Annotated in this window: 29 protein-coding genes; 16 read left to right on the top strand and 13 right to left on the bottom strand. The window is 68.8% G+C overall.

The genetic code is table 11. The annotated features are described in order from the left end of the window. The first annotated feature begins 9 nt into the window (after positions 1-9). Positions 10-1,182, top strand: coding sequence for an SMP-30/gluconolactonase/LRE family protein (locus ACV7NL_RS18230; protein WP_463356411.1), 1,173 nt, complete (start codon positions 10-12; stop codon positions 1,180-1,182). Between the two features lie 5 nt (positions 1,183-1,187). Here ACV7NL_RS18230 and ccmB read toward each other — a convergent pair whose 3' ends face one another. The 3 genes from ccmB to relB form a co-directional block, all read right to left on the bottom strand. Beyond that, positions 1,188-1,853: a heme exporter protein CcmB gene (ccmB, locus tag ACV7NL_RS18225; protein WP_200935841.1), complete on the bottom strand. Its 666-nt coding sequence runs from the start codon at positions 1,851-1,853 to the stop codon at positions 1,188-1,190. Further along, positions 1,853-2,509, bottom strand: a complete 657-nt coding sequence (gene ccmA, locus ACV7NL_RS18220; RefSeq protein ID WP_056183888.1) for a heme ABC exporter ATP-binding protein CcmA — start codon at positions 2,507-2,509, stop codon at positions 1,853-1,855. The genes ccmB and ccmA overlap by 1 nt, the downstream gene beginning before the upstream one ends. 175 nt (positions 2,510-2,684) lie before the next feature. Beyond that, positions 2,685-3,044, bottom strand: coding sequence for a type II toxin-antitoxin system RelB family antitoxin (relB, locus tag ACV7NL_RS18215; RefSeq protein ID WP_244476882.1), 360 nt, complete (start codon positions 3,042-3,044; stop codon positions 2,685-2,687). Between the two features lie 301 nt (positions 3,045-3,345). On the opposite strand from relB, the gene acnA reads away from it, so the two are divergent. Next, positions 3,346-6,045, top strand: coding sequence for an aconitate hydratase AcnA (acnA, locus tag ACV7NL_RS18210; RefSeq protein WP_056183884.1), 2,700 nt, complete (start codon positions 3,346-3,348; stop codon positions 6,043-6,045). Positions 6,046-6,129: 84 nt separating this feature from the next. On the opposite strand, the gene ACV7NL_RS18205 is transcribed toward acnA, so the two are convergent. Continuing rightward, complete coding sequence (locus ACV7NL_RS18205) at positions 6,130-6,867, bottom strand: class I SAM-dependent methyltransferase (protein ID WP_056482444.1); 738 nt, start codon at positions 6,865-6,867, stop codon at positions 6,130-6,132. Between the two features lie 307 nt (positions 6,868-7,174). Between ACV7NL_RS18205 and ACV7NL_RS18200 the strand changes: the two genes are divergently transcribed. Genes ACV7NL_RS18200 through dprA form a run of 3 tightly spaced genes read left to right on the top strand, consistent with a single transcriptional unit; the run spans position 7,175 to position 10,303 of the window. Continuing rightward, positions 7,175-8,482 (top strand): dihydroorotase, encoded by a 1,308-nt coding sequence (locus ACV7NL_RS18200; protein WP_156376058.1) that lies wholly within the window; start codon positions 7,175-7,177, stop codon positions 8,480-8,482. Positions 8,483-8,487: 5 nt separating this feature from the next. Next, positions 8,488-9,099 carry a glycerol-3-phosphate 1-O-acyltransferase PlsY gene (plsY, locus tag ACV7NL_RS18195; RefSeq protein WP_463357164.1) on the top strand — a complete coding sequence of 204 codons (612 nt, stop codon included), beginning with the start codon at positions 8,488-8,490 and terminating at the stop codon, positions 9,097-9,099. A 31-nt stretch (positions 9,100-9,130) separates the two neighbouring features. Continuing rightward, on the top strand, positions 9,131-10,303 hold the full coding sequence (gene dprA, locus ACV7NL_RS18190) for a DNA-processing protein DprA (RefSeq protein ID WP_463356410.1): 1,173 nt from the start codon (positions 9,131-9,133) through the stop codon (positions 10,301-10,303). 6 nt (positions 10,304-10,309) lie between these two features. Here dprA and ruvX read toward each other — a convergent pair whose 3' ends face one another. Beyond that, positions 10,310-10,816, bottom strand: a complete 507-nt coding sequence (gene ruvX, locus ACV7NL_RS18185; RefSeq protein ID WP_247635679.1) for a Holliday junction resolvase RuvX — start codon at positions 10,814-10,816, stop codon at positions 10,310-10,312. 92 nt (positions 10,817-10,908) lie between these two features. Beyond that, a complete protein-coding gene (locus ACV7NL_RS18180; RefSeq protein WP_463356409.1) occupies positions 10,909-11,454 on the bottom strand; it encodes an SMI1/KNR4 family protein in 546 nt (181 codons plus the stop codon). A 228-nt stretch (positions 11,455-11,682) separates the two neighbouring features. Here ACV7NL_RS18180 and ACV7NL_RS18175 point away from each other — a divergent pair, with 228 nt between their 5' ends. From ACV7NL_RS18175 to ACV7NL_RS18150, 6 genes are all read left to right on the top strand, one after another. After that, positions 11,683-11,820, top strand: coding sequence for a hypothetical protein (locus tag ACV7NL_RS18175; RefSeq protein WP_200935842.1), 138 nt, complete (start codon positions 11,683-11,685; stop codon positions 11,818-11,820). Between the two features lie 131 nt (positions 11,821-11,951). Then, positions 11,952-12,239, top strand: coding sequence for an Asp-tRNA(Asn)/Glu-tRNA(Gln) amidotransferase subunit GatC (gatC, locus tag ACV7NL_RS18170; protein ID WP_056482465.1), 288 nt, complete (start codon positions 11,952-11,954; stop codon positions 12,237-12,239). A gap of 106 nt (positions 12,240-12,345) precedes the next feature. Beyond that, complete coding sequence (gene gatA / locus ACV7NL_RS18165; protein WP_056183871.1) at positions 12,346-13,842, top strand: Asp-tRNA(Asn)/Glu-tRNA(Gln) amidotransferase subunit GatA; 1,497 nt, start codon at positions 12,346-12,348, stop codon at positions 13,840-13,842. A gap of 10 nt (positions 13,843-13,852) precedes the next feature. Next, a complete protein-coding gene (locus ACV7NL_RS18160) occupies positions 13,853-14,152 on the top strand; it encodes a hypothetical protein (RefSeq protein ID WP_463356408.1) in 300 nt (99 codons plus the stop codon). Positions 14,153-14,220: 68 nt separating this feature from the next. After that, a complete protein-coding gene (gene gatB / locus ACV7NL_RS18155) occupies positions 14,221-15,693 on the top strand; it encodes an Asp-tRNA(Asn)/Glu-tRNA(Gln) amidotransferase subunit GatB (protein ID WP_056482474.1) in 1,473 nt (490 codons plus the stop codon). A gap of 292 nt (positions 15,694-15,985) precedes the next feature. Next, complete coding sequence (locus ACV7NL_RS18150) at positions 15,986-16,225, top strand: N-acetyltransferase family protein (protein WP_463356407.1); 240 nt, start codon at positions 15,986-15,988, stop codon at positions 16,223-16,225. 384 nt (positions 16,226-16,609) lie between these two features. Here ACV7NL_RS18150 and ACV7NL_RS18145 read toward each other — a convergent pair whose 3' ends face one another. From ACV7NL_RS18145 to ACV7NL_RS18125, 5 genes are all read right to left on the bottom strand, one after another. Further along, the gene (locus ACV7NL_RS18145) at positions 16,610-17,620 is read right to left on the bottom strand and encodes an efflux RND transporter periplasmic adaptor subunit (RefSeq protein ID WP_463356406.1); all 1,011 of its coding nucleotides are present in this window, start codon (positions 17,618-17,620) and stop codon (positions 16,610-16,612) included. A gap of 2 nt (positions 17,621-17,622) precedes the next feature. After that, positions 17,623-17,817: a DUF1656 domain-containing protein gene (locus tag ACV7NL_RS18140; RefSeq protein WP_463356405.1), complete on the bottom strand. Its 195-nt coding sequence runs from the start codon at positions 17,815-17,817 to the stop codon at positions 17,623-17,625. Continuing rightward, on the bottom strand, positions 17,817-19,832 hold the full coding sequence (locus tag ACV7NL_RS18135; protein WP_463356404.1) for an FUSC family protein: 2,016 nt from the start codon (positions 19,830-19,832) through the stop codon (positions 17,817-17,819). Before ACV7NL_RS18135 ends, ACV7NL_RS18140 begins: the two co-directional genes overlap by 1 nt. Beyond that, positions 19,829-20,305, bottom strand: coding sequence for a DUF4345 domain-containing protein (locus ACV7NL_RS18130; protein ID WP_463356403.1), 477 nt, complete (start codon positions 20,303-20,305; stop codon positions 19,829-19,831). Before ACV7NL_RS18130 ends, ACV7NL_RS18135 begins: the two co-directional genes overlap by 4 nt. A gap of 117 nt (positions 20,306-20,422) precedes the next feature. Further along, positions 20,423-20,710, bottom strand: a complete 288-nt coding sequence (locus tag ACV7NL_RS18125; RefSeq protein WP_156633970.1) for a hypothetical protein — start codon at positions 20,708-20,710, stop codon at positions 20,423-20,425. A gap of 230 nt (positions 20,711-20,940) precedes the next feature. Between ACV7NL_RS18125 and ACV7NL_RS18120 the strand changes: the two genes are divergently transcribed. Next, entirely contained in the window at positions 20,941-21,576 is a 636-nt protein-coding gene (locus ACV7NL_RS18120; protein ID WP_056183854.1) for a glutathione S-transferase N-terminal domain-containing protein, read from the top strand. Positions 21,577-21,600: 24 nt separating this feature from the next. Here ACV7NL_RS18120 and ACV7NL_RS18115 read toward each other — a convergent pair whose 3' ends face one another. Next, positions 21,601-22,143: a DUF2147 domain-containing protein gene (locus tag ACV7NL_RS18115; protein ID WP_463356402.1), complete on the bottom strand. Its 543-nt coding sequence runs from the start codon at positions 22,141-22,143 to the stop codon at positions 21,601-21,603. 242 nt (positions 22,144-22,385) lie between these two features. Between ACV7NL_RS18115 and ndk the strand changes: the two genes are divergently transcribed. Both ndk and ACV7NL_RS18105 read left to right on the top strand, forming a co-directional pair. Further along, a complete protein-coding gene (gene ndk / locus ACV7NL_RS18110) occupies positions 22,386-22,808 on the top strand; it encodes a nucleoside-diphosphate kinase (RefSeq protein ID WP_056183849.1) in 423 nt (140 codons plus the stop codon). Positions 22,809-22,997: 189 nt separating this feature from the next. Continuing rightward, on the top strand, positions 22,998-23,375 hold the full coding sequence (locus tag ACV7NL_RS18105; RefSeq protein WP_056183847.1) for a hypothetical protein: 378 nt from the start codon (positions 22,998-23,000) through the stop codon (positions 23,373-23,375). An 18-nt stretch (positions 23,376-23,393) separates the two neighbouring features. Here the strand turns inward: ACV7NL_RS18105 and ACV7NL_RS18100 are convergent, their stop codons facing one another. After that, positions 23,394-24,557 (bottom strand): AI-2E family transporter, encoded by a 1,164-nt coding sequence (locus tag ACV7NL_RS18100; RefSeq protein ID WP_463356401.1) that lies wholly within the window; start codon positions 24,555-24,557, stop codon positions 23,394-23,396. Positions 24,558-24,865: 308 nt separating this feature from the next. Between ACV7NL_RS18100 and ACV7NL_RS18095 the strand changes: the two genes are divergently transcribed. After that, positions 24,866-25,168 carry an acyl carrier protein gene (locus ACV7NL_RS18095; protein ID WP_055949487.1) on the top strand — a complete coding sequence of 101 codons (303 nt, stop codon included), beginning with the start codon at positions 24,866-24,868 and terminating at the stop codon, positions 25,166-25,168. Between the two features lie 77 nt (positions 25,169-25,245). Then, positions 25,246-25,716, top strand: a complete 471-nt coding sequence (locus ACV7NL_RS18090; RefSeq protein WP_056184313.1) for a 3-hydroxyacyl-ACP dehydratase FabZ family protein — start codon at positions 25,246-25,248, stop codon at positions 25,714-25,716. The last annotated feature ends 10 nt before the right edge of the window (positions 25,717-25,726 follow it).

Raw genomic sequence — 25,726 nt, 5'->3', positions numbered from 1 at the left:
AACCCCGCCATGACGCTCGCTCGCCGTGATCTCCTCGCCGCCGGCCTCACCGGCGCGGCGGCTCTCTCCCTCGGATCCGAAGCGCGGGCGGCGGCGGAGGCGCCGGTCACCACGGAACGCGCCATCGGCGGCCTCGAACTCGCCTTCACGGCCGATGCGCCCTCGACCCCCACGGGCCTCGCCATCTCGGCGCAGGGCCGGCGCTTCGTGATGATGCCGCGCTTCAACGCGAAGGTGCCCTACACGCTGGGCGAAGTGCTGCCGGACGGCGCGGTCCGGCCCTATCCGGACCTCGCCACCAACCAGCCCGACCCGGATCAGCCGCAGGGGCGCCTGTTCCACGTGCCCAACGGCGTCTTCGACCGCGACGATACCCTGTGGTGCCTCGATGCCGGTCTGCCGGACGGCTCCGGCCCGCCCGTGAAGGGCGGCGCGAAGCTCGTGCAGATCACCCTCTCGGACAACCGTATTCGTCGAGTGGTGCCGCTGGACGCGGGTATCACCCTGACCTCCTCGCTCAACGACCTGCGGGTGGACATTCGCAACGGGTACGCCCGGGCCTACATCACCGATCAGGGCCAGGACGGGGAGGGCGCCATTCTGGCGGTCGACCTCGCGACGGGCCGAGTGGTGCGACGCCTCGCGGGCCACGCCAGCACCAAGTCGCAGAAGGGACTCCTCAAGATCGTCGAGGATCGTGCCGTGGTGCAGCGGAAGGGGGACGGGCCGCCGCGCCCGGTCCAGGGCGGCGCCAATGGCATCGCCCTCAGCCCGGACGGTCGTCGCCTTTACTACGCGCCCCTGATCGGACGCCGACTCTACGCGGTGGAGACCGCCGCGCTCCTCGATCCCGAGACCAGCGATGCCGGGGTGGCGGCCGGGGTCGAGGACCTTGGCGAGAAGGGCATGACCGGTGGTCTCACCACCGATTCGAAGGACCGGGTCTACCTCGCCATGCAGGAGTTCAACGCGGTCGGCCGCCGCGATCCCGACGGCACCGTCACCCTCATCGCCTCGGACCCGCGCCTGATCTGGGCCGATACGTTCTGGATCACGTCCGACCGCTGGCTCCACATCTCGTCCGCCCAGGTGAACCGGCGCCCGGAATACAACGGCGGCCAGGATCTCCAGAAACCGCCCTACGCCATCCTGCGGATGCGCATCGACGCCGACCCGGCGTAGGCATCCTATTCCGACCAGCGCAGGGCCGCGGCGGCGGCCAGGGTCCCGATCACGCCCGCGATCAGGCTGAGGGCGCACAGAATGGCGAGCGGCGTTGTGAAGGGTACGGTACCACCGAGGGCTGCTTCGCTCGCCGAGACGCCGAAGATCAGCGTTGGGATCATCAGCGGTAGCACCACCACCGCCAGGATCAGCCCGCCGCGACGGATCGAGGCGGTGAGCGCCGCGCCGACCGCGCCCACGAAAGTCAGCGCCGGGGTTCCCACGAGGAGGGTCAGGGCGGTCGCCGCCATCGCCCGGCCGTCGAGGGCGACGAGGAGGCCGAACAGGGGCGAGGCGAGGGCGAGCGGCAGGCCGGTGGTCAGCCAATGGGCCAGCACCTTGGCGAGCACGATGCCCTCCAGGGGGGCCGGCGAGCCGGTCATCAGGTCGAGGGAACCGTCCTCCTCGTCGGCCTGGAATAGCCGGTCGAGGCCGATCAGGGTCGAGAGCACGGCGGCGAGCCACAGGATCGCGGGGCCGATCCGGGACAGCAGGTTGAGATCCGGGCCGAGGGCGAACGGCACCAGAGCGACGATCATCAGGAAGAACACGAGGGAAAGCGCCCCCGACCCACCGACCCGGGCGGCCAGCGCAAGGTCGCGGGCGACGAGGGCCTTCAGCGCGCGCATCACCACCACACCTCGTCGGCTGCGACCGTGGACCGGGCCGCGCCCGGTGCGGTGGTCCGGGGCGCCTCGATCCGCAATTCCTGCGCGTCCTCCAGGCCGAGAGGCTGATGAGTCGCCGCGATGACGAGGCCGCCCTCGGCCCGGTGGCGTGCCATCATGCCGGCGAGGACCGCCTGAGAGGCCGTGTCAAGGGCCGCCGTCGGCTCGTCGAGGAGCCAGAGCGGGCGCCGGCAGACGAGGAGGCGGGCCAGGGCCACGCGCCGGCGCTGGCCGGCGGAGAGATAGCCGACCGGCAGCCGCAGGGCGTGGCCGAGGCCGAGTTCCTCCAGCGCGGCGCGGGGGCTCGCGGTCGGCGCCCCGAGGAGGTCGCGGGCGAAGGCAAGGTTCTCCTCGGCCGTGAGCGGACCCTTCAGGCCGTCGCGATGGCCGACCACGTGCAGGCATTCCGACAGGGTCGCCTCGCCGACCTCCCGCACCGTGACCGTTCCGGACTCGGGCTTGAGCCGGCCGGCCAGCACCGCCAGCAGCGTCGACTTGCCGGCGCCGTTGCGGCCCGTGACCATCAGGGCCGCGCCGGGGCCGAGTTCGAAGGACAGGTCCGAGAAGATGCGGCGGCCTGAGCGGCGGACGGCGAGATCTTGGGCGGTCAGCCGCACGGGGGGTCCTGCATCATGAGCCCGGGATTTTGAGCCTCGTCGAACCGGCTACCGGTCGACGTCGCGCCGATGGCCGATCTTCATCACGAGGATGCGCAAGGCGTCGTCCGCGATCGTGGCAATTCCGCGAAAGTCACCGATCGGTATTTTCAGATGTTGCCCAACCGAGAGCCCTTCAGGGCTTCGCCAATGGCACGCGAATCGTCCAGTGGCGAGACCCGGTGGCGCAGAAAGCCCAGGATGCGCCTGACCGCCTCACGGTCGAGCTTGGCGAGTTCGCGTTCCACGGAACGCGCGAACGCGATCCGCCACGCCCTAGCGCGACAGCAGGTCTTCGAGAGGCTATGGTGTCGCTTTCGCCGCTTCGGACGGCCGCGGGGTGCTGCTCGGCGGCCTTGAGGTTCTCCAGGTGCGCGAAATTCTCAAAGTGCTCGAGGATGGCGTCGCGCGCGTGGTCGTCCTTGCTCCGGCCGGTATGCCGCGCCAGGGCCTTCAGGCGGTCTTCGATCTCGGGCGGCCGGCGCAGGGCGAGCATCGGAGGCTCCTTCGCGGGATCAAAGTCCAGCGTGGGCGCCCTCCGCTGGCGAAGGTACGACCGAACAGAACCGTAGCACTGTCAGCCCCCCGGTAGCGGCCAGTTTCGAAGTGTTCTATAACGCGCGCAGGCTGCGCCGCGCGAGTTTCAGGGCGTCCAAATCGCCCTTCGCGCATCATCCTCACTCGGGCACCCCCGGGGCGGCGCGCGCTTCACAGCGCTCCCAGCCGAACACGTGTTTTCGTGGCGCAGGTTATGCCTGCGCGTGTTCGACCAACCGCTCGCGAGGAAATATAACGCCGTGGCATCGCTCGACAGCTTCCAGTCCCGCCAGACCCTGACGGTCGGCGACAAGGCCTATACCTACTATTCGATTCCGCATGCCGAGAAGGCCGGCCTCGCCGACGCCACCGCGTTGCCCTTCTCCATGAAGGTGCTGCTCGAGAACCTGCTGCGCTTCGAGGACGACCGCTCGGTCAAGAAGGACGACATCTCGGCCACCGTCGCCTGGCTCGGCAACAAGGGCAAGACCGAGACCGAGATCGCCTTCCGCCCCTCCCGCGTCCTGATGCAGGACTTCACGGGTGTGCCGGCCGTGGTCGACCTCGCCGCCATGCGTGACGCCATGGTCGCGCTCGGCGGCGACCCCCAGAAGATCAACCCGCTGGTGCCGGTCGATCTCGTGATCGACCACTCGGTCATCGTCGACGAGTTCGGCACCCCGAAGGCGCTGGCCGACAACGTCGCGCTCGAATACTCGCGCAACGGTGAGCGCTACACCTTCCTCAAGTGGGGCCAGTCGGCCTTCGACAATTTCTCGGTTGTCCCGCCCGGCACCGGCATCTGCCATCAGGTCAACCTGGAATACCTGTCGCAGACCGTGTGGACGAAATCGGAAGACGGCACCGAGCTGGCTTATCCGGACAGCCTCGTCGGCACCGATTCGCACACCACCATGGTCAATGGCCTCGCCGTGCTGGGCTGGGGCGTCGGCGGCATCGAGGCCGAGGCCGCGATGCTCGGCCAGCCGCTCTCCATGCTGATCCCGGAAGTCGTCGGCTTCAAGCTGTCGGGCAAGCTGCCCGAGGGCACCACCGCCACCGACCTGGTGCTGACGGTCACGCAGATGCTGCGCAAGAAGGGCGTCGTGGGCAAGTTCGTCGAATTCTACGGCCCCGGTCTCGACGACATGGCGGTGGCCGACCGTGCCACGATCTCCAACATGGCCCCGGAATACGGCGCCACCTGCGGCTTCTTCCCGATCGACCAGAAGACCATCGATTTCCTCACCGTCACCGGCCGCGCCGACGACCGGATCGCCCTGGTCGAGGCCTACGCCAAGGCGCAGGGCATGTGGCGCGACGCACAGACCCCCGATCCGGTCTTCACCGACACGTTGGAGCTCGACATGGGCGACGTGCGCCCATCGCTCGCCGGCCCCAAGCGCCCGCAGGACCGGGTGCTTCTCGACGGCGCCAAGCCCGGCTTCGCCGCCTCCATGGAGACCGAGTTCAAGAAGGCGGCGGACATCGCCCGGCGCTACCCGGTGGAGGGCGCCAATTTCGACATCGGCCACGGTGACGTGGTGATCGCCGCCATCACGAGCTGCACCAACACCTCGAACCCCAGCGTGATGATCGGCGCCGGCCTGCTCGCCCGCAACGCGGTGGCCAAGGGCCTGCGCTCGAAGCCCTGGGTGAAGACCTCGCTGGCACCCGGCTCCCAGGTGGTGGCCGAGTACCTGGAGAGCGCCGGCCTGCAGACACCCCTCGACGCCCTGGGCTTCAACCTCGTCGGCTTCGGCTGCACCACCTGCATCGGCAACAGCGGCCCCCTACCGGCCCCGATCTCGAAGGCGATCAACGACAACGACGTCGTCGCCGCCGCCGTGCTGTCGGGCAACCGCAATTTCGAGGGCCGGGTGAATCCCGACGTGCGGGCGAACTACCTCGCCTCGCCCCCCCTGGTGGTCGCCTACGCGCTCGCCGGCTCGATGCAGATCGACATCACCACCGAGCCGCTGGGCACGGGCTCGGACGGACAGCCCGTCTACCTGAAGGACATCTGGCCCTCGACCGCCGAGGTGCAGGAATTCATCGAGGCCAACATCACTTCGACCCTGTTCAAGTCGCGCTATGCCGACGTGTTCGGCGGCGACGATTACTGGAAGGCCGTCGAGGTCACCGAGGCCGAGACCTTCAAGTGGGATTCGACCTCCACCTACGTGCAGAACCCGCCCTACTTCGTCGGCATGCAGAAGACGCCGGCCCCGGTGGAGGACGTCATCGACGCCCGCATCCTCGGCCTGTTCCAGGACTCGATCACCACCGACCACATCTCGCCGGCGGGTAACATCCGGGCGAATTCTCCGGCCGGCGCCTACCTGCAGGAACACCAGGTCCGGGTGCAGGACTTCAACCAGTACGGCACCCGCCGCGGCAACCACGAAGTCATGATGCGGGGCACCTTCGCCAACATCCGCATCAAGAACCAGATGGTGCGCGACGCGTCCGGCAACGTGGTCGAGGGCGGCTGGACCCTGTTCCAGCCCACCGGCGAGCGGATGTTCATCTACGACGCCGCGCAGAAGTACCAGGCCGAGGGCACGCCGCTGGTGGTTTTCGCCGGCAAGGAATACGGCACCGGTTCATCGCGCGACTGGGCGGCGAAGGGCACCAAGCTGCTCGGCATCCGCGCCGTGGTGGCCGAGAGCTTCGAGCGCATCCACCGCTCGAATCTCGTCGGCATGGGCATCGTGCCCCTGGTCTTCCAGGGCGAGACCTCCTGGGCCTCGCTGGGCCTGAAGGGCGACGAAACGGTCTCGATCCGGGGTCTGTCGGGCGAATTGAAGCCGCGTCAGACCATGATCGCCGAGATCACCTCCGCCGACGGCACGAAGCGGGAGGTGCCGTTGACCTGCCGCATCGATACCCTCGACGAGCTCGAATACTTCCGCAACGGCGGTATCCTCCCTTACGTGCTGCGCTCGCTCGCGGCGTAAAACTCTCCAGATCGCGATGACGAGGCCTCGCCCGTTCGGGCGAGGCCTTTTTCATGTTGGAGCAGCGCGTTCGGACAAAGGAGATCACAGCTTACGCGCAGCGATTACACGCATTCCCCCAATGGCTCCGTCGTGATCGACGACAAAGCCGATTCCCGCCAATTCCTGCGTGACTGATGCCGAGTCGAGACGTAATTTTCTGTAGCTGCTCTTGTGAAGCGTCCACCCATTCTCCGCATGGATATGAATCAGGTCTGTCACCACAACACGATCGGGCTCGTACTCCAACGCGCACGTCATGATGCGCTGATCATCAGCGCGAATGGGAAGGAAGCGATCGAGTCCGGTCAGCTCGGTCGAAAGATCGCGGAATGTCAGGGCCAAACGCCCATCCGAACGCAACACCTCGTGCGCGTCTTGGAACAGCGTCCAGACGTCGGACAGGTCGTTCAGATGGGTCAGAGTATCTCCCATACAAACAACAGCATCGACGCTGGTTTTCTCGACAAACGTCGGAAAATCACGCAAGTCGGCCAGTATCGCTCGGATCGGATAACGGTCGTTCGCCGCCTCCAGCTCATCTAGGAGAGGACGGCTGGTATCCAACGCTAAGATCGTTTCAAAGCCAATTTCGCCCAGGGCGTGGGCTTGATAGCCCGGACCGGCGCCGAGATCGATGGCCAGTCCTTTTGACCCCATGCCGATGCCAAGGCTAGTCAGAAGTGCCCGTTGCTCGGCAACCTTCTCCTCGAACGGCATCCCGTTCATCCAGGAATAGTGAGCGGCGAGCAGGTTACAATAGTGATCTTGGACTTGGCTCATCCTGACCCCTTGCAGTTCCTCTATGCGCTATACAACCTTTGGTTTCGTAATGTCGAGGCGCCATGTATGGAAGCTGCTTGTGGCGATCGAGATCGGCCGGCCTGCCGTTTCGGCAACATCCGACCCACCCCGGATCTGATTGGGCGGCCATTGTTGCTTGACGCCGCGCCGCGCGCAGTCGAAACGCGGGCGCAGTTCTAAAGCCGCGACGGAGCAAGGATTCTCAGGTGCCTCGCTTATCCGATGATCTCATCCCGTCCGCGCCGTGCCTGAAGCCTTCCGTCACTGCGGGTCGAGGGTAATGAGCGTGCGCCCCATACTCCTGACCAACGCCACCTTGTGCGACCCGGCCACGGGCCGGCAGGCGCCCGGCCACGTCCTCGTCCGCGACGGCCTGATCCACGATGTCGGCTGGGGGCCGCTGGCCGGAGTGCCGGACGAGGCCGAGACGATCAATTGCGGCGGCCACGTTCTCAGCCCCGGCCTGATCGATCTGCGCGCCTTCGTGGGCGAGCCCGGCGCCGAGCATCGCGAGACCCTGGCGAGCGCCAGCGCGGCGGCCGCGGCCGGAGGCGTCACCACGCTGGTCTGCATGCCGGACACCAATCCCATCATCGACGGACCGGCCATCGTCGACTTCGTCCTGCGCCGGGCGCGCGATACGGCCAGCGTCCACGTCCTGCCGGCCGCCGCCATCACCAAGGGCCTTGCCGGCCAGGAGATGACCGAGTTCGGCCTGCTGCAAGAGGCCGGCGCCGTGGCCTTCACCGACGGTCTCAAGGCGGTGGCGAACGCCCAGGTCATGCGCCGCGCGCTCACCTACGCCCGCGATTTCGGCGCCCTGCTGATGCAGCACGTGGAGGAGCCGGACCTCGTCGGCGACGGCGTGATGAACGAGGGCGAGATGGCCTCGCGGCTCGGACTGCTCGGCATCCCGCGCGAGGCCGAGACGGTGATGCTGGAGCGTGACATCCGCCTCGTGCGCCTCACGCAAGCCCGCTACCATGCGGCGATGATCTCCTGCGCCGATTCGGTCGAGATCGTGCGCCGGGCCAAGGCGGACGGGCTGCCCGTCACCTGCGGCGCCTCGGTGAACAACCTCGTCCTCAACGAGGGCGACATCGGCCATTACCGCACCTTCTGCCGGCTCTCGCCGCCGCTGCGCCACGAGACCGACCGGCTCGCCCTGGTGGCGGCCCTGAACGACGGGGTGATTGACGTCATCGTCTCCGACCACAACCCGCAGGATGTGGAGACCAAGCGCCTGCCCTTCGCGGAGGCCGCCGACGGCGCCCTCGGCATCGAGACCCTGCTGGGCGCGGCCCTGCGGCTGGTCCATACCGGCGATGTCGGCCTGCCGCGCCTGCTCGCGGCCCTGACGGCGAACCCCGCCCGCCTGCTCGGACGCCAGGCCGGACGGCTCGCGGCGGGCGCCCCCGCCGACCTTGTGCTGATCGACCCCGACCTGCCTTACGTGCTCGACAAGCGCCAGTTGAAGTCGCGCTCGAAGAACTCGCCCTTCGACGAGGCCCGCCTGCAGGGAGCCGCCATCCTGACGATGGTCGAGGGACGGATCGTCTTCCGCGCCCCCGCCGAGACCGAGGCCGCCGCGTGAGCCCGATCGATTCGCAACTCTGGCCTGTCCTGCTGGCGGCGCTCGCGGGGGGCTACCTCCTCGGGTCGATCCCGTTCGGGCTGATCTTCACCCGATTTGCCGGGCTCGGCGACGTGCGGGCGATCGGTTCGGGCAATATCGGCGCCACCAACGTGCTGCGCACCGGGCGAAAGGGGCTGGCGGCCGCCACCCTGCTGGGGGATGCGCTGAAGGGTACCGTCGCGGTCCTCCTCGCCGGGCGATTCGGAATGGAGGCGGGTCTCGTGGCAGGTCTCGTGGCAGGTTTCGGCGCCTTCCTCGGGCACCTGTTCCCGGTCTGGCTCGGGTTCAAGGGCGGCAAGGGCGTCGCGACCTTCCTGGGCGTCCTTCTGGCCCTGAGCCCGCTCGGCCTCCTGGCCTTCGCGGCGATCTGGCTCGGACTCGCCTTCACGCTGAAATACTCGTCCTTCGCGGCTCTGGCCGCATCGGCCCTGACACCTCTGGTGCTATGGACATTCGGACAGCCCTCGGTTGCATTTTTGTTTCTCGTGCTCGCAGCCCTGCTATGGTGGAAGCATGCGCCCAACATTCGCCGGCTGATCGACGGAACCGAGGGGCGCATCGGGCAGAAGGGCTGAGGCCGGCTGCCCGCTCCGGAGGGGGAGGGCGATGCAGCTCACCGATGCTCAGCGTCTCGACTGGCTGCGCCTGATCCGCACCGAGGGCATCGGCCCGCGCAGCTTCCGCACCTTGGTCAATCGCTTCGGCGGGGCCGGTGCGGCCCTCGAAGCCCTTCCGGGCCTGACCGGCCGCGGCGGCCAGCGCATCGTGCCTCCGGGCCGTGCGGAAGCCGAGGCCGAGATCGCCGCCGCCGGCCACCTCGGTGCACGCCTCGTTGCCCTGGGGGAAGCCGATTACCCGAAGCTGCTGCAGGCGGCCGATTCGGCTCCCCCCCTGATCGCGATCCGGGGGCCGGCCGCGATCCTTCACCGCCCCGCAATCGCCATCGTCGGATCGCGCAACGCCTCCGCCGCGGGGCTCGCCTTCACCGAGCGCCTCGCGCGCGGGCTCGGCGAGGCCGGGCTGGTCGTGGTCTCGGGGCTGGCGCGCGGCATCGACGCCCGGGCCCACAAGGCCGCGCTGGTACCGGGCACCGTCGCGGTGCTGGCCGGAGGGCAGGACCGGATCTACCCGACCAACCACGCCGCCCTGGTGGATGCGATCCTGGAGGCGGGGGGCGCCATCCTGGCCGAGATGCCGATGGGCTGGGTGCCGCGCGGACGTGACTTCCCGCGGCGCAACCGCATCATCTCGGGCCTCGCCTACGGCACCATCGTGATGGAGGCCGCCCGCCGCTCGGGCTCGCTGATCACCGCCCGCTTCGCCCTCGAACAGGGCCGTGAGGTCTTCGCCGTGCCGGGCTCGCCCCTCGACCCGCGGGCGGAGGGTACCAACGACCTGATCCGCCAGGGCGCCACCCTGGTCTCCGAGGTCGCGCACGTCACAGAGGCGATCGCACCGCTGCTGGAGGAGGGCGGCGCGGGCGGACGGGACGCCCTGGCGGTCGACCGCCCGGACCTCGCCGACGCACCGATCTTCTGGGACGAGCTCGATGTCGACGGAATCGTCCTGCCGATGCCCGCCGAGGAGATCGAGGCGCCCGACGCCCGCGATGATCGCACCCGGCTCATCGGGTTCCTGAGCCCGACGCCGATCGGGACCGATGAACTGGCGCGCACCGCCGGCCTCAGCGTCCGCGTCGTCCAGACAACCCTGCTCGAACTCGAGCTCGACGGGCGCATCGAGCGCCACGGCAGCGGGGCGGTGTCGCTGGTGGGATAGGGCGGCTCAGGGTTCGTCGCCGGACTCCGCGTCGTCGGCGTCGTCGCCGAGGGCGCCACGCATCTGGTCGAGGCAGCCCTGCAGAATGTAGGCGGCGGCCAGCATGTCGACGACCTCGCCGCGCTTGGCCCGCGAGGCATCCGCGGCGATCAGCGCGCGGGTGACGGCGGCGGTGGACAGGCGCTCGTCGCAATAGAGGACGGGCAGGGGCAGAAGCGGCTTCATGTTGCGCACGAAGGACCGGGTCGACTGCACCCGCACGCCCTCGCTGCCATCCATGTTGAGGGGCAACCCGATCACGAGGCCGCCGACGCCGTGCCGTTCGCACAGGGCCGCGAGGTGCTTCACGTCCGGGGTGAATTTGACCCGGCGGATGGTCTCGAGCGGCGAGGCGATCTGGCGCCCGACATCCGACAGGGCGAGGCCGATCGTCTTGGTGCCGAGATCGATCCCGATCAGGCGGGGCCCGCCCTGCGAGGCCTCCGCGAAGGCCCGCATCTCGGCCACGTCCATGTGCCATCCTCTCCTGTGCGCCCGCTCCTCCTGATCGATCCGGCGCGGAACGGCAAGGAATCCCGATGCGGGGCGCCGGTGGCCATGCCGGCTTAGTGCAGGCCGGCCGCGCCCGCAGTGCCGTCGCCGACGAAGCTGGCGGGGAGGGGGGCTGCCCCCATGCCGAGGATGCCACGCACCGCCGGCCCCTGGCTCCGGCGCATCAGGTCGACGAGATCGGCGCCCCCGAATCGGACCGATTCGAGGTCGGCGCCCAGCACCCAGATCTCGTACTCGTCGCGGCCCGGCACCACGTCCCAGAATAGGAACTCGCCGGCCTCCGAGCGCCCGAAGAAGCCGGCCCGCTCGACGACGGCAGGATCGTCGCCCTCGACCTCGAAGCGGTGGTCCGGTCGCTCGCCGATGACGGAGGCGATGCTGTGCGCGATCAGTTCGGACTGGGCGAGGAGATCGGTCTCCGGATCGTCGCTCGGGACGGCGACGCGGAAATAGCCGTTGGCGAGCCCTGCCCCGAGGGTCCGGCAGAAGGCGCGATAGCTCTCCGTCAGGCCGTATCCGAGCTCGGCCTCGGCCCGGTCGAGGGCCGCCTCCGTCGCCACCGGCCCCGGCGCACAGGGCGAGAAGACCGCTTCCCACATGTGAATGACCCTCCTGGTCCGCATTAACCTTAAGGAAGCGTTGTCATAGCCTTGCGTGGACCCCGTGAGCCAGAGCATCGTTAACGCATCGTTAAGATCCTGGATGCGGCCCGAATGACTCCGACCTTTCCCGATGCGCCTCCTGCTCCTCACCCGCTTCTTGCCCCTCACCCGCTTCCTGCCTCCGCGACAAGCCCTGCCTCCGCGACAAGCCCTGCGCGGCGTGCGATGCCCCTGCGGCACAAGCTGATGCTGGCCCTCGCCCTCGAAATCCTGGTGCTCGGATTCCGGCAGGCGGAGCCGAACGCAGCCCGGTCCGGCATCCTCATCGAATCCCCGCTGCTGCCCCACCACATCATCACCTGACGGGTGCGGGGCTCGGGCGGAGCGACCCGGCGTTGCGAGCGCGGGAAGGCGGGTGCTATAGCCCGCCCGAGGCCCCATCGCCCGCGAGCCTCGCGGGCCGGCGCAGGGGTGCCTGAGGATCTGAAGACAGCATGTCGGTCGACGCAACGACGGTGAGGCGCATCGCGCACCTGGCGCGCATCGCGGTGAGCGAGGACGAGGTCGCTCCTCTGCAGGGTGAACTCAACGCGATCCTGGCCTTCGTCGAGCAACTCGGCGCCGTCGACGTGACGGGCGTGGAGCCGATGACCTCGGTGACCCCGATGGCGATGAAGAAGCGCCGGGATGTCGTCACCGACGGGGCCAAGGCCGACGCCATCGTGGCCAACGCGCCCGAGACCGAGGACCATTACTTCCTGGTCCCGAAGGTCGTCGAATAGGCGCGCGACCCGCCCCCTAGCGAACGAGGCCGCCCCGAGCGACGGTCCGCCCGGCGCCCACGGGATGGCGACGGCGGAGCATCGGGGCTCAACAGGACGAGCGCCCATGACTGCCTCCGGTACGACGATTCTGAATGAACTCACCCTAGCGGAAGCCCGCGACGGGCTGAAGGCCAAGGCCTTCTCCGCTGCCGACCTGACCCGGGCGCATCTCGCCGCCATGGAGAAGGCGCGCGGCCTTAACGCCTATCTGGTCGAGACGCCGGATCAGGCCCTGACGATGGCGCAGGCCGCGGATGCGAAGATCGCCGCCGGCGAGGCCCGCCCGCTCGAGGGCATTCCCCTCGGGATCAAGGACCTGTTTTGCACCGAGGGCGTGGCGACCACCGCCGGCTCGAAGATCCTCGAGGGCTTCACGCCCGCCTACGAATCGGCCGTGACCGCCAACCTGTGGCGCGACGGCGCGGTCCTGCTCGGCAAGCTCAACCTCGACGAATTCGCTATGGGCTCGTCCAACGAGACCTCCGCCTATGGCGACGTGGTCTCACCCTGGCGCAGGGCCGGATCGGACACCCGGCTGGTACCGGGCGGCTCGTCCGGCGGCTCGGCGGCGGCGGTGGCCGCGCATCTCTGCCTCGGCGCCACGGCGACGGATACCGGCGGCTCGATCCGCCAGCCCGCCGCCTTCACCGGCACCGTCGGCATCAAGCCGACCTACGGCCGGGTTTCGCGCTGGGGCACGGTGGCCTACGCCTCCTCCCTAGACCAGGCCGGGCCGATCGCCCGCACGGTGCGCGACTGCGCCATCCTGCTCGGCTCGATGGCGGGTGCGGACGCGCGCGACACCACCTGCGCCGACCTGCCCGTGCCCGACTTCGAGGCGGCGGTGGCCCGCGGCGTGAAGGGCCTGACCATCGGCATCCCGAAGGAGTACCGGGTCGAGGGCATGTCGGCCGAGATCCAGGCGCTGTGGGACCAGGGCGCCGCGATGCTGAAGGATGCCGGCGCCACGATCCGCGAGATCTCGCTGCCGCATACATCCTACGCTCTGCCGGCCTATTACATCGTCGCCCCGGCCGAGGCCTCCTCGAACCTCGCCCGCTACGACGGCGTGCGCTACGGCCTGCGGGTGCCCGGCAAGGACATCGCCGGAATGTACGAGAACACCCGCGCCGCCGGCTTCGGCCGCGAGGTCAAGCGCCGAATCATGATCGGCACCTACGTGCTCTCGGCCGGCTACTACGACGCCTATTACGTGCGGGCGCAGAAGATCCGCACCCTGATCAAGCGCGACTTCGAAGAGGCCTATGCCGCCGGCATCGACGCGATCCTGACGCCCGCCACCCCATCGGCGGCCTTCGGCGTCGGCGAGAAGGGCTCCGGCGACCCGGTCGAGATGTACCTGCAGGACGTGTTCACCATCACGGTGAACATGGCGGGCCTGCCCGGTATCTCGGTGCCGGCCGGCCTCGACGCGCAGGGGCTGCCCCTCGGGCTCCAGCTCATCGGCCGACCCTTCGACGAGGAGACGCTGTTCGCCGCCGCCCAGGTGATCGAGGACGCTGCCGGGCGGACCAGGCTGCCGCCCGCGTGGTGGGCATGAGGCGCGGCCGATGACCGTCCCGGTCTATCCCTTCGACGTCTGGATCTGGGCCGCCTTCGATCCCGTCCTGATCGCCATCGCGCTGGTCATGGGCTGGAAGTCGGATCAGTTCGTGAAGATCATCCTCGTTTCGCTGATGGCGTTCGCGGTCTCGGTGCTGGTGTCGTGGAGCGTCACCGCGATCGGCATCCCGTGGCCGGCGCCGGTGAGCCACGACGGCCCGACCTTCTTCCCCGTGCGCTGGATCGCCGCCTTCCTGTGGGGCGCTCTCGGTTTCCTGGCGCACCAGCTCTACCGCCTGCGCGCTTGACCGCGCCGGCCGGCACTTCCACCCTTCAGGCGCGCATTCGCGCCCCGCAACGCTGAATCCGGGCCATCATGACCGCTGCCGTGAACCCCAAGAAGCTCATCAAGGGCGGCCTGCACGACTGGGAGGTCGTGATCGGCATGGAGATCCACGCCCAGGTCACCAGCCGATCCAAGCTGTTCTCCGGCGCCTCGACCGAGTTCGGCGGCGAACCGAACGACCACGTCTCCCTGGTCGATGCAGCCATGCCCGGCATGCTGCCCGTGATCAACGAGGAGTGCGTGGCCCAGGCCGTGCGCACCGGACTCGGGCTGAAGGCGCAGATCAATCACCGCTCGGTGTTCGACCGGAAGAACTACTTCTATCCGGACCTGCCGCAGGGCTACCAGATCAGCCAGTTCAAGGATCCGATCGTCGGCGAGGGCGAAGTGCTGGTCGACTTAGCCGAGGGCGAGACCATCACCGTCGGGATCGAGCGCCTGCACCTGGAGCAGGATGCCGGCAAGTCCCTGCACGACCAGAACCCGACCCAGAGCTTCGTCGACCTCAACCGCTCGGGCGTCGCCCTGATGGAAATCGTGTCCCGACCCGACCTCCGCTCGTCGGAGGAGGCGCGGGCCTACGTGACCAAGCTGCGCACCATCCTGCGGTATCTCGGCACCTGCGACGGCGACATGGAGAAGGGCTCGCTCCGCGCCGACGTCAACGTCTCGGTGCGGAAACCCGGCGCCCCGCTTGGCACCCGCTGCGAGATCAAGAACGTCAACTCGATCCGCTTCATCGGTCAGGCCATCGAGACCGAGGCGCGGCGCCAGATCGCCATCATCGAGGATGGCGGCACCATCAGCCAGGAGACCCGCCTGTTCGATCCCGGCAAGGGCGAGACCCGGTCCATGCGCTCGAAGGAAGAGGCGCACGATTACCGCTACTTCCCCGACCCGGATCTGCTGCCGCTGGAATTCGACCAGGCCTATGTCGACGCCCTGGCGGCCGGCCTGCCGGAGCTGCCCGACGCCAAGAAGGCGCGCTTCATCGAGACCTACGGCCTCAGCTCCTACGATGCGGGCGTGCTCATCGCCGAGCGCGCCTCGGCCGATTACTTCGAGGCGGTGGCCACGGGCCGCGACGGCAAGGCCGCGGCGAACTGGGTCATCAACGAGCTGTTCGGGCGCCTCAACAAGGAGGGCCACAGCATCGAGACCAGCCCGGTCTCGGCGACCCAGCTCGGCGCCATCGTCGACCTGATCGGCGAGGGCGTGATCTCGGGCAAGATCGCCAAGGACCTGTTTGAGATCGTGTGGTCCGAAGGCGGCGACCCGCGCGAGGTCGTCGAGTCACGCGGCATGAAACAGGTGACCGACACCGGCGCCATCGAGGCTGCGGTGGACGCGATCATCGCCAAGAACCCGGACAAGGTCAGCCAAGCGCGCGAGAAGCCCACCCTGCTCGGCTGGTTCGTCGGCCAGACCATGAAGGCCACCGGCGGCAAGGCGAACCCGGCGGCCGTGAACGCCCTGCTCAAGGCGAAGCTCGGCATCGAGTAGCCTCCTGCCGGACGGACGAAGGGGATGCGGCTCATGGGTTCCATCCGCAGGCTTGAAACCCGGGATGCGGCTGCGTTCCGAGCCCTTCGCCTCGACGGCCTCGCCCGACACCCGGAGGCCTTCGGCGCCTCCTGGGAGTCAGAGGCCGAACAGCCGCTCGAGTGGTTCGGCGCCACGCTGAAGACCCACGCCGTATTCGGCGCCCCGGATGGAGACGGGCTCGTCGGTGCAGCCGGGCTCTTCATGCCGGACTCACCGAAGCTTCGGCACAAGGGGACGCTCTGGGACGCCTATGTCAGGCCAGACGCGCGGCAAGGGAATCGGAACGGCGCTTATCTCCGCCCTCATCGACTACGCGACGAGCCGCATTGAGGATCTCAACCTGTCGGTTGGGGCAACCAACACGCGTGCGATCCGGCGTTACGAAGCAGCCGGTTTCAAGCCATACGGCCTGGAGCCACGCGCCTTGAAGGTCGGTGAGCAATACTATGCGGAAGTCTTGATGATCTTGAATCTCAACCAAAGCGGTTGAGTTCGCGTGATCGGCGGCGGAAGCGGCCGAGATGGAGCCTGGTGCATGTCTGAAGTCGTGCCGTTCCGGCCGCTTCTGCGCTCCTGAGACCGCTTCCGTCCCGATATTCGCGTGTGCGCTGCTCAACGTCCGGGTCGAATCAACCCCGGATGATCGCCGCAGCTGCCTGCTGGGGTGGCGTCATTCCCATATCTCCTGCTTCTCGTTGGTCATGATCGTCGGACGATCAAGCCTCCTCGTTGCTTGAGCTGTGCTTTGCCGTCGAAGCACCACATCAAGGTGCGACCCAATCGGAGATGCGTCAAGACCCTATTTTCGCGATTTCGCGACAGTCCTCCTTCCCATCGCCACAGCCTGAAGAATCCCTGCCGCGGCGCCTATCGCTCAAGGGGTCGGCGCAGCCGCGCCGCTGAAGCGGCCGCGCAGGCGGGCAAGCCAGTCGTCGCGATGCCGGCCGGGCTCCCCCACCGAGACGGTGGCGGTCATGCCGGCGACCAGGGTGACGCCCTCGGGCACGCGCGCGATGCGGATCCGCACCGGCACGCGCTGGGCCAGCCGCACCCAGGTGTAGACCGGGTCGACATTGGGCAGGCCCTGGGTGCTCGCGGTGGCGTTGGCGGTGCTGATGCCCAGCGTGATGCTCTCCACGAAGCCGTGGATCAGCGGGTCGTAACCGAGGAGTTCGGCCGAGACCGGATCGCCGACATGGATGTGGGCCATCTTGGTCTCCTCGAAGTAGCCGTCGATCCAGAACGAGTCGGTGTCGATGACGGCGATGTTGACGGTGCCGGTGGTGGCGTAGTCGCCCGGCCGCAGGAGCAGGTTGGTTACCCGCCCGTTCACCGGCGCGCGCACCTGGGTGCGCTCCAGGTTGATCTTGGCCTGGGAGAGCTGTGCCTTGGCCGAGGCGAGGGCCGCCTCCGCGATCTTGGCGGTGCCGGCATATTGCTGCTTCTCCTCCACCGAGGTGGAGAGGGTGGTGAGAGCCTCGCGGCGTGCGGCCTGGGTGCGCTTGACCTGAAGGTCGGCCTCGCGGTTCTCGAGTTCGGCCTGGGCCGAGGCCACCGAGACCTCGAAATCGAAGGGGTCGATGACGTAGAGGATGTCGCCCTTCTTCACCTGCTGATTGTCGGCGACGCGCAGCTCCGTGATCTGTCCGGAGACCTGGGGGGCGACGGCGGCGACCTGGACCCGCACCCGCCCGTCCCGGGTCCACGGGGCGGTGACGTAGAACTGCCAGACGAGGGCGGCCGCCACCACCGCGCAGGCCAGGATGATTCCCGTCACGACGAGGCGCAGGAGGCGGCGGCCGCGGCCGGACCGGCGCGGGCTGGTGTCCGGTCCGCGTACCTGCGGGGCCTGCTGGGGCGTATCGTCGGGTTTTTGGTCGGCCATCGTCACAGGAACACGATCAGGAGGGCGAGGATGCAGACGTAGAGGCCGGCCTCCGCGAGCGGTGGATTGGCGACGTACCGGCTGATGCGGAAGCGGGCGAACAGGAGACGCAGGAGCACGAGGATGGCCAGGGCCCCGGCGGCATAGGCCACGAAGGGCGAGATCAGGATGCCTCCGACATTCAGGTCGCTGCGCATCAGGCGGCCCCGATGCCGAGGCGGCGCAGGAACCGTCCCTGGCTCTCGATCACGTGCGCGGCGGTGGTCAGGTCGCTCACCGCGCGGGCCAGATGCATCCGCGTCGCCGGCACGGCATCGCGTCCCGCCGCCAGCAGCGCCCGGGCGGAGGCCCGCATGCCGGCGGCATCCGCGGCCGTGATGGCGGCGGCCGCCAGCACGGCAAGGGCGGCGAGCGACGGGTCCTGCGCCAGACCGCGCAATTGCGCGTGGGCGCGGGCGGCGGCGGATTCCATCCGCGCCAGGTCGAAGGCCCGGTCGAGGCTGGAGGCGCGCACGGCGCTGCTGCCCGAACTCCAGCGAGCGAATTGCAGCAGGCGGTCACTGTTGAGGCTGGTCCGCGTCGTGGCGTCGCCGCCGCGGCCGGCGAGCGCATCCACCAAGGCGCGCCGGGCCGAATCGAGGGCAAAGATCCGGTGGCGACCGGCGGAGATGGGCAGGATGATCCGAACGGTGAAGAACAGGATCAGCGCCGCGACGATGACCAGGAAGGCGTTGGTGAGGAAACCCTGCGGATCGTAGGTCTGCGGGTTCGAGGGGGAGAGCAGCACGGGGAAGAACACCAGCAGGATGAAACCGATGCCGAAGGTCGGGGGATTGAGGCTGAGGAAGCAGGCCGTGAACACCACTGGCGCCATGGCGATGGCCAGCAGGGGGAAGCCCTGCACCCCCGCCAGGGCGCCGTACAGCACGAGGCCGGCGCAGAGGGCCGCCAGCGGCATGCCGATGAGCACGCCCTTGGCGAAGGCTCGCGGGTCCGGCGTGATCGACGACAGGGCACAGGTGGAGGCGACCTGCACCAGGGCGAAAGAGGTCGCAGGCCAGCCGGCATGGATGAGGAGGAGAGCGCTGAGGCCGAAGGCGATCGCCACCCGCATCGCCCCCCGAAGGGCTTCCGGCACGTCGCGGTGCGTCGGGAGGGGAACGTCTCGACGTGGCCGTCCTCCCTCGGCCAGGGATCGGTAACCGTCCTGCGCGAAACCGGACGCACGGGCGAAATCGAGGGCGCGCTGCAGGGCCAGGATCGCATCGAGCGGCACTGCGCCGTCGCGCATCGCAGACTCGACGAGGACGGAAAGCCGGTCCACCGCCCGGTCCGGATCGCCCTCCGGCTCGGTGAGTTCGAGGCAGAGGCGGCGCGCCTCCTCCAAGGCGGGCGACGTTTCGTCCAGGCACGCCAGGGCGGCCCGGAGATGGCGGGCGGCGGCGGCCATCACGTAGAGGCCCGCGATGGCGCTGCGGGCGCCGGCGGCTCGATCCGGGCCGTCATCGAGTTCGCCCGCGATGGCGCTGGCATCGCCCCGCATGGCGGCGATCCTGCGGATCAGCGCCGCCGCGCGCTCGGAGCCGGGATCGCCCCGCATCAGGGTCTCACGGGCGAAGGTCCGGGTTTCCCCGATGGCGCCCGCAAGCGCATCGCGCACCGAGCGCCAGATGCTCGGAGATCCGAGGGCATCGTTGATGAAGGTGATCGCCACGATGCCGAGGGTGATCGCCGCGACGCGGTCGACGGCGGCATCGAAGGTGTTCTGCGGACTGTCGATATGCGCAATGGCGATGATCGCCACGGTGTAGCCGGACAGCATGGCGCCGTAAGCGCGGGTGTCCTGGAGGAAGTGGGCGGTGAAGACGCAGAGGCCGAGCCAGGTCGCGAAGGCCACGAGGAGCACGACACGGTCCTGCGCGAACAGCGCCATCAGGACGATTGCCACGACCGCGCCCACGAGGGTGCCGAGGAAGCGGTAAACCGCCTTCGAGAGCGCCTGGCCGCGGGTCGGCTGCGCCAGGATGGCCACGCAGACGGCGGCCGAGGATGCGCTGGAGAGCTGCAGCCAGAAAGCCGCGTACAGCGCCAGGATCATGGCGAGCCAGATCCGCACGGCGAAGGCCCAGGCGCTGGGCTTCGGGACGAAGCGCTCCAACAGGGCGAGGCCCCGATCCACCGGGTGGGGGCGTGCCTCGGCGAGGTCGCTCACCCGGCGGCCCTGCGCGATGTGGCCTGACGGGCCAGCCCCTCATGAGAGAGGTCTCGATGAGTGAAGTCCGGACTGGACGGGTCGGCCCCATACCGCGCCGCGACCCGGGCCTGCCACAGGCAGAGCAGGGGGGTGACAACCAGCTCGACCGCGAGGGCGGCCAGCATCAGGACCGACGGCAGCCCGGTCAGCGCCCATCCGAGCAGGCGGGCGAGCCCGCCGAGGGCCACCACCAGCGTGAGAAACCGAAACAGCGTCGTCTTCGCCGCGATGCCGGGCACACAGGTCCAGAACAGGATGCCGATGCCCATGTGCAGGCCGGACAGGTAACGGAAGTGGCTGTCGGCGGACACGTCGACGAGCCCGGTAGGGCCGAGGCCGTTCAGGCCGAACAGCACGCCGTAGAGGCCGGAGGCCACCGGAACCAGGGCCACCAATGCCACCGCACGCTGCAGCGCCCGCCGCTCCCGCATCGTTCCATCCCGCCACCGCATCACCCGACCGCTTCGGAAACCGGTGCGGTCAGGCTTGCGTTCCTTACACGCTCAGGAAAGCATCAGGTCGGCGAAGGGAAACGGGCGTCGAACCCCTCAGGCCTTCACCTGCTTCAGGCGCTTCACGCACTTGCTATAATATTGCGGCCATTTCGGTCCCTGGGTGGCCTTGTCGGCGACCGAGAGGGCGCGCCACTCGGCGCCACATTTCTTCTGGCGCTCGCGCGCGGCACTCTGGCCGACGCTGAGTTCCTTCGCGGGCTTCGGCGCGGCCTGCGCCAGCGCACCGCCGGTGATGACGGGACTCGTCAGGATGAGGGGACTTGCCAGAAGCCCGAAGGCCGCGAACAAAGCAGCGGTGCGACGCGAACGGAATGACAGCATGACGACCCCCGGGACGCTTGGGCGCCGCCGTGCAGCGGGCCGGCCGCATCACAGCCACAACCCTGAGCGGTGGCAAGCACCATTCTCGCGGCTTCCCGGGCGATCCACTGCTCGTGTCGTCGCCTGTGCCACGGCCCCGTGTCCATGGCACGGAGTCTGCAACCTTCCGCCCGCATCCCGGATTGTTTCGGCGAATCGAGCGGGCCTGAACTGGGCTGGATAAGAACCGCATGGCACACGCGCCGGGAAAACCCATCGACGTGCACACCTGGAGCACGCCGAACGGCTGGAAGATCCCGATCATGCTGGAGGAGTGCGGGCTGCCCTACCGGGTGGTGCCGGTGAATATCGGGCGCGGGGATCAGATGGCCCCGGACTTCCTGAAGATCTCGCCGAACAACAAGATCCCGGCCATCGTCGATCCCGACGGGCCGGGGGGCGAGCCCATCACGGTGTTCGAATCGGGCGCCATCCTGCAATATCTCGGGCGCAAGACCGGATGCCTGTATCCGGCCGACGAGCGGGCACGGGTGGCGGTGGACGAGTGGCTGTTCTGGCAGGTGGCGGGCTTCGGGCCGATGCTTGGCCAGGTCCACCATTTCCGCATCTACGCACAGGAGAAGATCCCCTATGCCATCGAGCGCTTCACGACGGAGGCCCAACGCCTCTACGGCGTGCTCGACCGGCACCTCGCGGAGCGGGACTACGTGGCGGGCGATTACTCGATCGCCGACATCGCGATCCTGCCCTGGGCCAAGTACCACGAGAAGCAGAGCATCGAACTGGCCAGCGTGCCCCATGTGCGAGCCTGGCTCGACCGCGTGATGGCACGGCCGGCGGTGCAGCGCGGGTTCGCGGCGGTCTGAGACCGCCGCTCCGCGCCGGCCGGACTACTCGGCGGGCACGACCGCCGGCTTGGCCGGGGCCGCCTTGGTGGCCTTAGGCGCGGCCTTCACGGCGGGGACCGGCTCCGGCTGGGCGGAAGCCTGCTGGTTCACGTCCGGCACCCGGGTCCAGGTCTGCGAGCCGCACAGCACCTTGAGCAGGCACCCCGAGACCGACAGCTCGGAGCTGCTCTCGCGCTCCAGGCTGACCTGGTACATCTTGCCCTCGTCGGCGTTGTAGATCTCGCCGGAGAACTTGGTTTCCTCGGGCTTCAGGTTATCGAGGAGCGTCAGGCCGACCACCGGCCGGCTGCGCTTCTTCGGATCGGGATTCTTGAAGTCCGTGCGCAGGCTGCCATCCTCGTTGGTGGCGGTCTTGGCCCAGACCACCTTGCCGCAGATGTTGGCGGCACCCGGCCCGCATCGGTCGATGCGCACCTTGGCGCGGCCATCGCCGGTGAGCCAGGTGCCCGTCGGGTCCTGGGTCGGTGCCGCGGCGGCGGGAGCGAGGCCGGCGAGGATGAAGGCGGCGGTGAGGGCGACGCGCATGTCCTGGTCTCCGTATGGCGTTTTATTGCGGAAGAGGGGGCCGTGATCGTCTGGCCACAGGAGGCCTCCGCAATCGGGCGTTTTTCCGGCATTGTTGCGCCAAAGCCATGTTCGCTGAGAATCGCACTGCTTCGGACCGGTTATCCCCAGTAATCCCGCCTCGGGTTGAGGGGAGGGAGCCTGCCCGCTATAAGCCCGGCGCCGAAGCCATTTTCGGCTGAGCGATCACACCCGGACGGACCATGGCCACCGAGCGCACCTTCTCCATTCTCAAGCCCGACGCGACGAAGCGGAACCTGACCGGCGCGGTCAATGCCGTGATCGAGAAGGCGGGCCTGCGCATCGTCGGCCAGCGCCGCATCCAGATGAGCCGCGCCCAGGCCGAGAAGTTCTACGAAATCCATAAGGAGCGCCCGTTCTTCGGCGAGCTGGTCGAGTTCATGACATCGGGTCCGGTCGTCGTGCAGGTGCTCGAGGGCGACAACGCCGTCGCGAAGTACCGCGAAGTGATGGGCGCCACCAACCCGGCCAATGCCGACGAGGGTACCATCCGCAAGACCTTCTCCGAGTCGGTCGGCGAGAACACCGTCCACGGTTCGGACAGCCTCGAGAACGCCAAGGCCGAGATCGCCCAGTTCTTCCAGGATTCCGACATCGTCGGCTGATGCCGAAAGCCCGATCGCATCGGTTGATCGAAGGTTCCGACAGCGTCGGATAGTCTGGATACGCGCGCCGCGGCCCCTTCGGGGCGGCGGCGTTTGCGTCTCCACTGTGGCCCCGGCGCCCTTGCGCGGGCGGGACCCTCACGGGAAACCGGTTCGTTCCCGAATCGCTTTCACGGACCCATCGATCCCATGCGCCTCATCGCCCCGCGCACCGGCCGGCTCCTCCTCGCCGCCGGCCTGCTCTCGCTCGTTGCCGCCTGCAATGCCAACAAGCCCGGCCCGACCGCGTCGCTGGAAGGCTACACCCCCGATCCGGCGCTGAAGACCGCATCGGCGAGCAACCTGACCGGCCGCGTGCGTCACGCCTGCACCGTCACCCAGGCCCGCCTGCAGAATGTGTCCGAGGTCTCGCTGGCCCGCCCCTGCGGCTGCTACGCGAACCAGACCCTCGCCACCCTCGACAAGTCCGAGCTGGATGCCTACCGCAGCACCGGCTACTTTAACGACTCCGCCCGGGCCAAGGCCCTGAACGCCCTCGACAGCTGCAAGCTGCCGCGCCCGGCCTGAACCGCCGCGCCCCCGGGCTCAGGCCCGGGGCTCCTCGATCTCTGCGCCGTGCGTGAAATCCCGCCACAGCAGGATCAGCGCCGCCATCACGGCCGGGCCGAGGAACAGGCCGAGCAGCCCGAACGTCTCGACCCCGCCCAGGATGCCGAGCAGCACCCAGAGGAAGGGCAGGCGGGTGGTGCCGCCGATCAGCGCCGGGCGCACGAAGTGGTCCGCCACGAAGGTGACGACGAGGCCCGCTGCCACCACGACCGCCGCCGGTACCACCGCACCGTTGGCGAGTAGGAACGCCGCCCCAAGGCCGAAGACCAAGGGTGCGCCGAACGGGATCATGGCGGCGACCGCCGTCAGCGCCCCGAGCAGTACCGGATGCGGTACACCGGCAAAGAAATAGACGATTCCGAGCAGCACGCCCTCGCCGAGTCCGACCAGGACCAGTCCGTTCACGGTGCCGTGAACCGAGGCGACCATCTGGCGTGCCACCCGCTCGCCGCGCGGGCCGAACAGCTTGGCGCTGGCCGTCAGAACCTGAGCCACGACCGTGCGCCGGTCCCGGAACAAGAAGAACAGGGCCACCAGGCTGAAGCCGAACAGCACGGTGCGGCGGACGATCTCGGCCCCGAGGCTGCGCGTCGCGCCGAGCACTACGGACTTGTCGAAATGCTGCAGCAACTCCGAGCCCGCCGCCGGGTGGCTCAGGGTCTCCGCCCACCAGGCCTGCGCCTGCGCCGCCCCGAAGGGCAGATGACCCAGCAACTCCGGCACGGGAATGCCGGTCTTCTCGAAGGAGCGGACCCAACCGGCCACGTCGTGAGCCTCGCGGGCCGCCTGCACCCCCAGCACGACGAGAGGGATCAGGAAGACCAGCGCCACGCCCGCCGTGAACAGGGCCGGCAGGGCGATGTTGTGGCCGCTCGGCGGCCACCGTCGTTCGGCACGGACGTAGAGTGGACCCAGCGCAATCGCCAGGATCACCGCCCAGACCAGGGCCGGGATGAAGTGGTGCAGGACCCAGAAGCCGAGCCCCGCGAGAACGACGACGAGGGCGAGTCGGGCGACGCCCTGTGCTGCCCGGGACAGGGGGTGCGCGCCCGCACCCTGCGGAACGTCGGGCGCGAGACGTGGGTCGAGGGCGCCGATGGAATGCGTCACTGGGGACGTAAGGGAGGGAGGGTGTGCCATCGTCCTGCTCGACCTTATGCGGAACGGCCGCCCGCGCGACATCCTGGCGTCCCTCGGCGTGCATCTAGGCCATTCGCGCAGGATCGGAATGGAGACGAGGGCCGGATCGCGACGCCGTGATGGCCAAGGTTGCCCGTCCTACCCCCCTCGTGTAAGGGACCGCCTTCCCTGTCCAGGGTCGGCGGAGACGCCGGCTCACGGGGCATGCTGCGCGACCGGGGGCACCGGGCATCATGCGCCGGATCATTCCGGCCCCCGATCGGCATGGGCCGATTCCGGCGGGATACCCAGTCACACGGCGAGAACGCATGTCCGACCAGACCCATACCGCCACTTTCGACCGCGTCGCGGACATCATCGCCGATACCGCCGACATCCCGCGCGACACGATCACGCCCGAGAGCCACGCCATCGACGATCTCGGGATCGATTCGCTCGCCTTCCTCGATATCGCCTTCGCGGTGGACAAGGCCTTCGGCATCAAGCTCCCGCTCGAGCGTTGGACCCAGGAGGTCAACGAGGGCAAGGTGCCGGCCGAGGAGTACTTCGTCCTCAAGAATCTGTGCGCCCGCATCGACGCCCTGGTGGCCGAGAAGGCCGCCAAAGCCTGACCGCAGGCGTGATCTCGGCCGTCCCGACCATCCGGCGCGGCCTCTTCGAAAACCCGCCCGCACGGGATCTGGACGCCATGCGCCTCGAATACTTCGAGATGATCGACGCCGTGACCCGGTTCGACCGCGAGGCCGGCAGGATCGAGGCCCTGGCCCGCGTGCCGATGGAGAGCCCGGTCTTCGAGGGGCATTTTCCCGACCATCCGCTGGTGCCCGGCGTGCTGCTCACCGAGACCATGGCGCAAGCCTCGGGCTACCTCGTCCTCGCGCATCTGGGCTTCCGGCAGATGCCGTTCCTGATGGGCGTCGACAAGGCGCGTTTCCGTGCCTTCGTCGGCCCGGGCGCCGAACTCCAGATCGAGGCCAGCCTGGAGCATGACGGTTCGGGCTACGCGGTGACCAAGGCGGCGATCCGCCACGACGGCAAGCCGCTGGCCAATGCCGAACTGCGCTTCCGCACCATGCCGTTCCCGGCCGGGCTGGACGGGCCGATGCGCGAGCGGGCCCGCAGGATCGGCCTGTTCGATCTCGCGGGGGAGCCTGCATGAGCGTCCTGAC

This window comes from Methylobacterium sp. Ger2507 (genome assembly GCF_055231875.1).
Note: the sequence above shows the minus strand (reverse complement) of the source record. Positions and strands in the feature narration are given on the sequence as shown.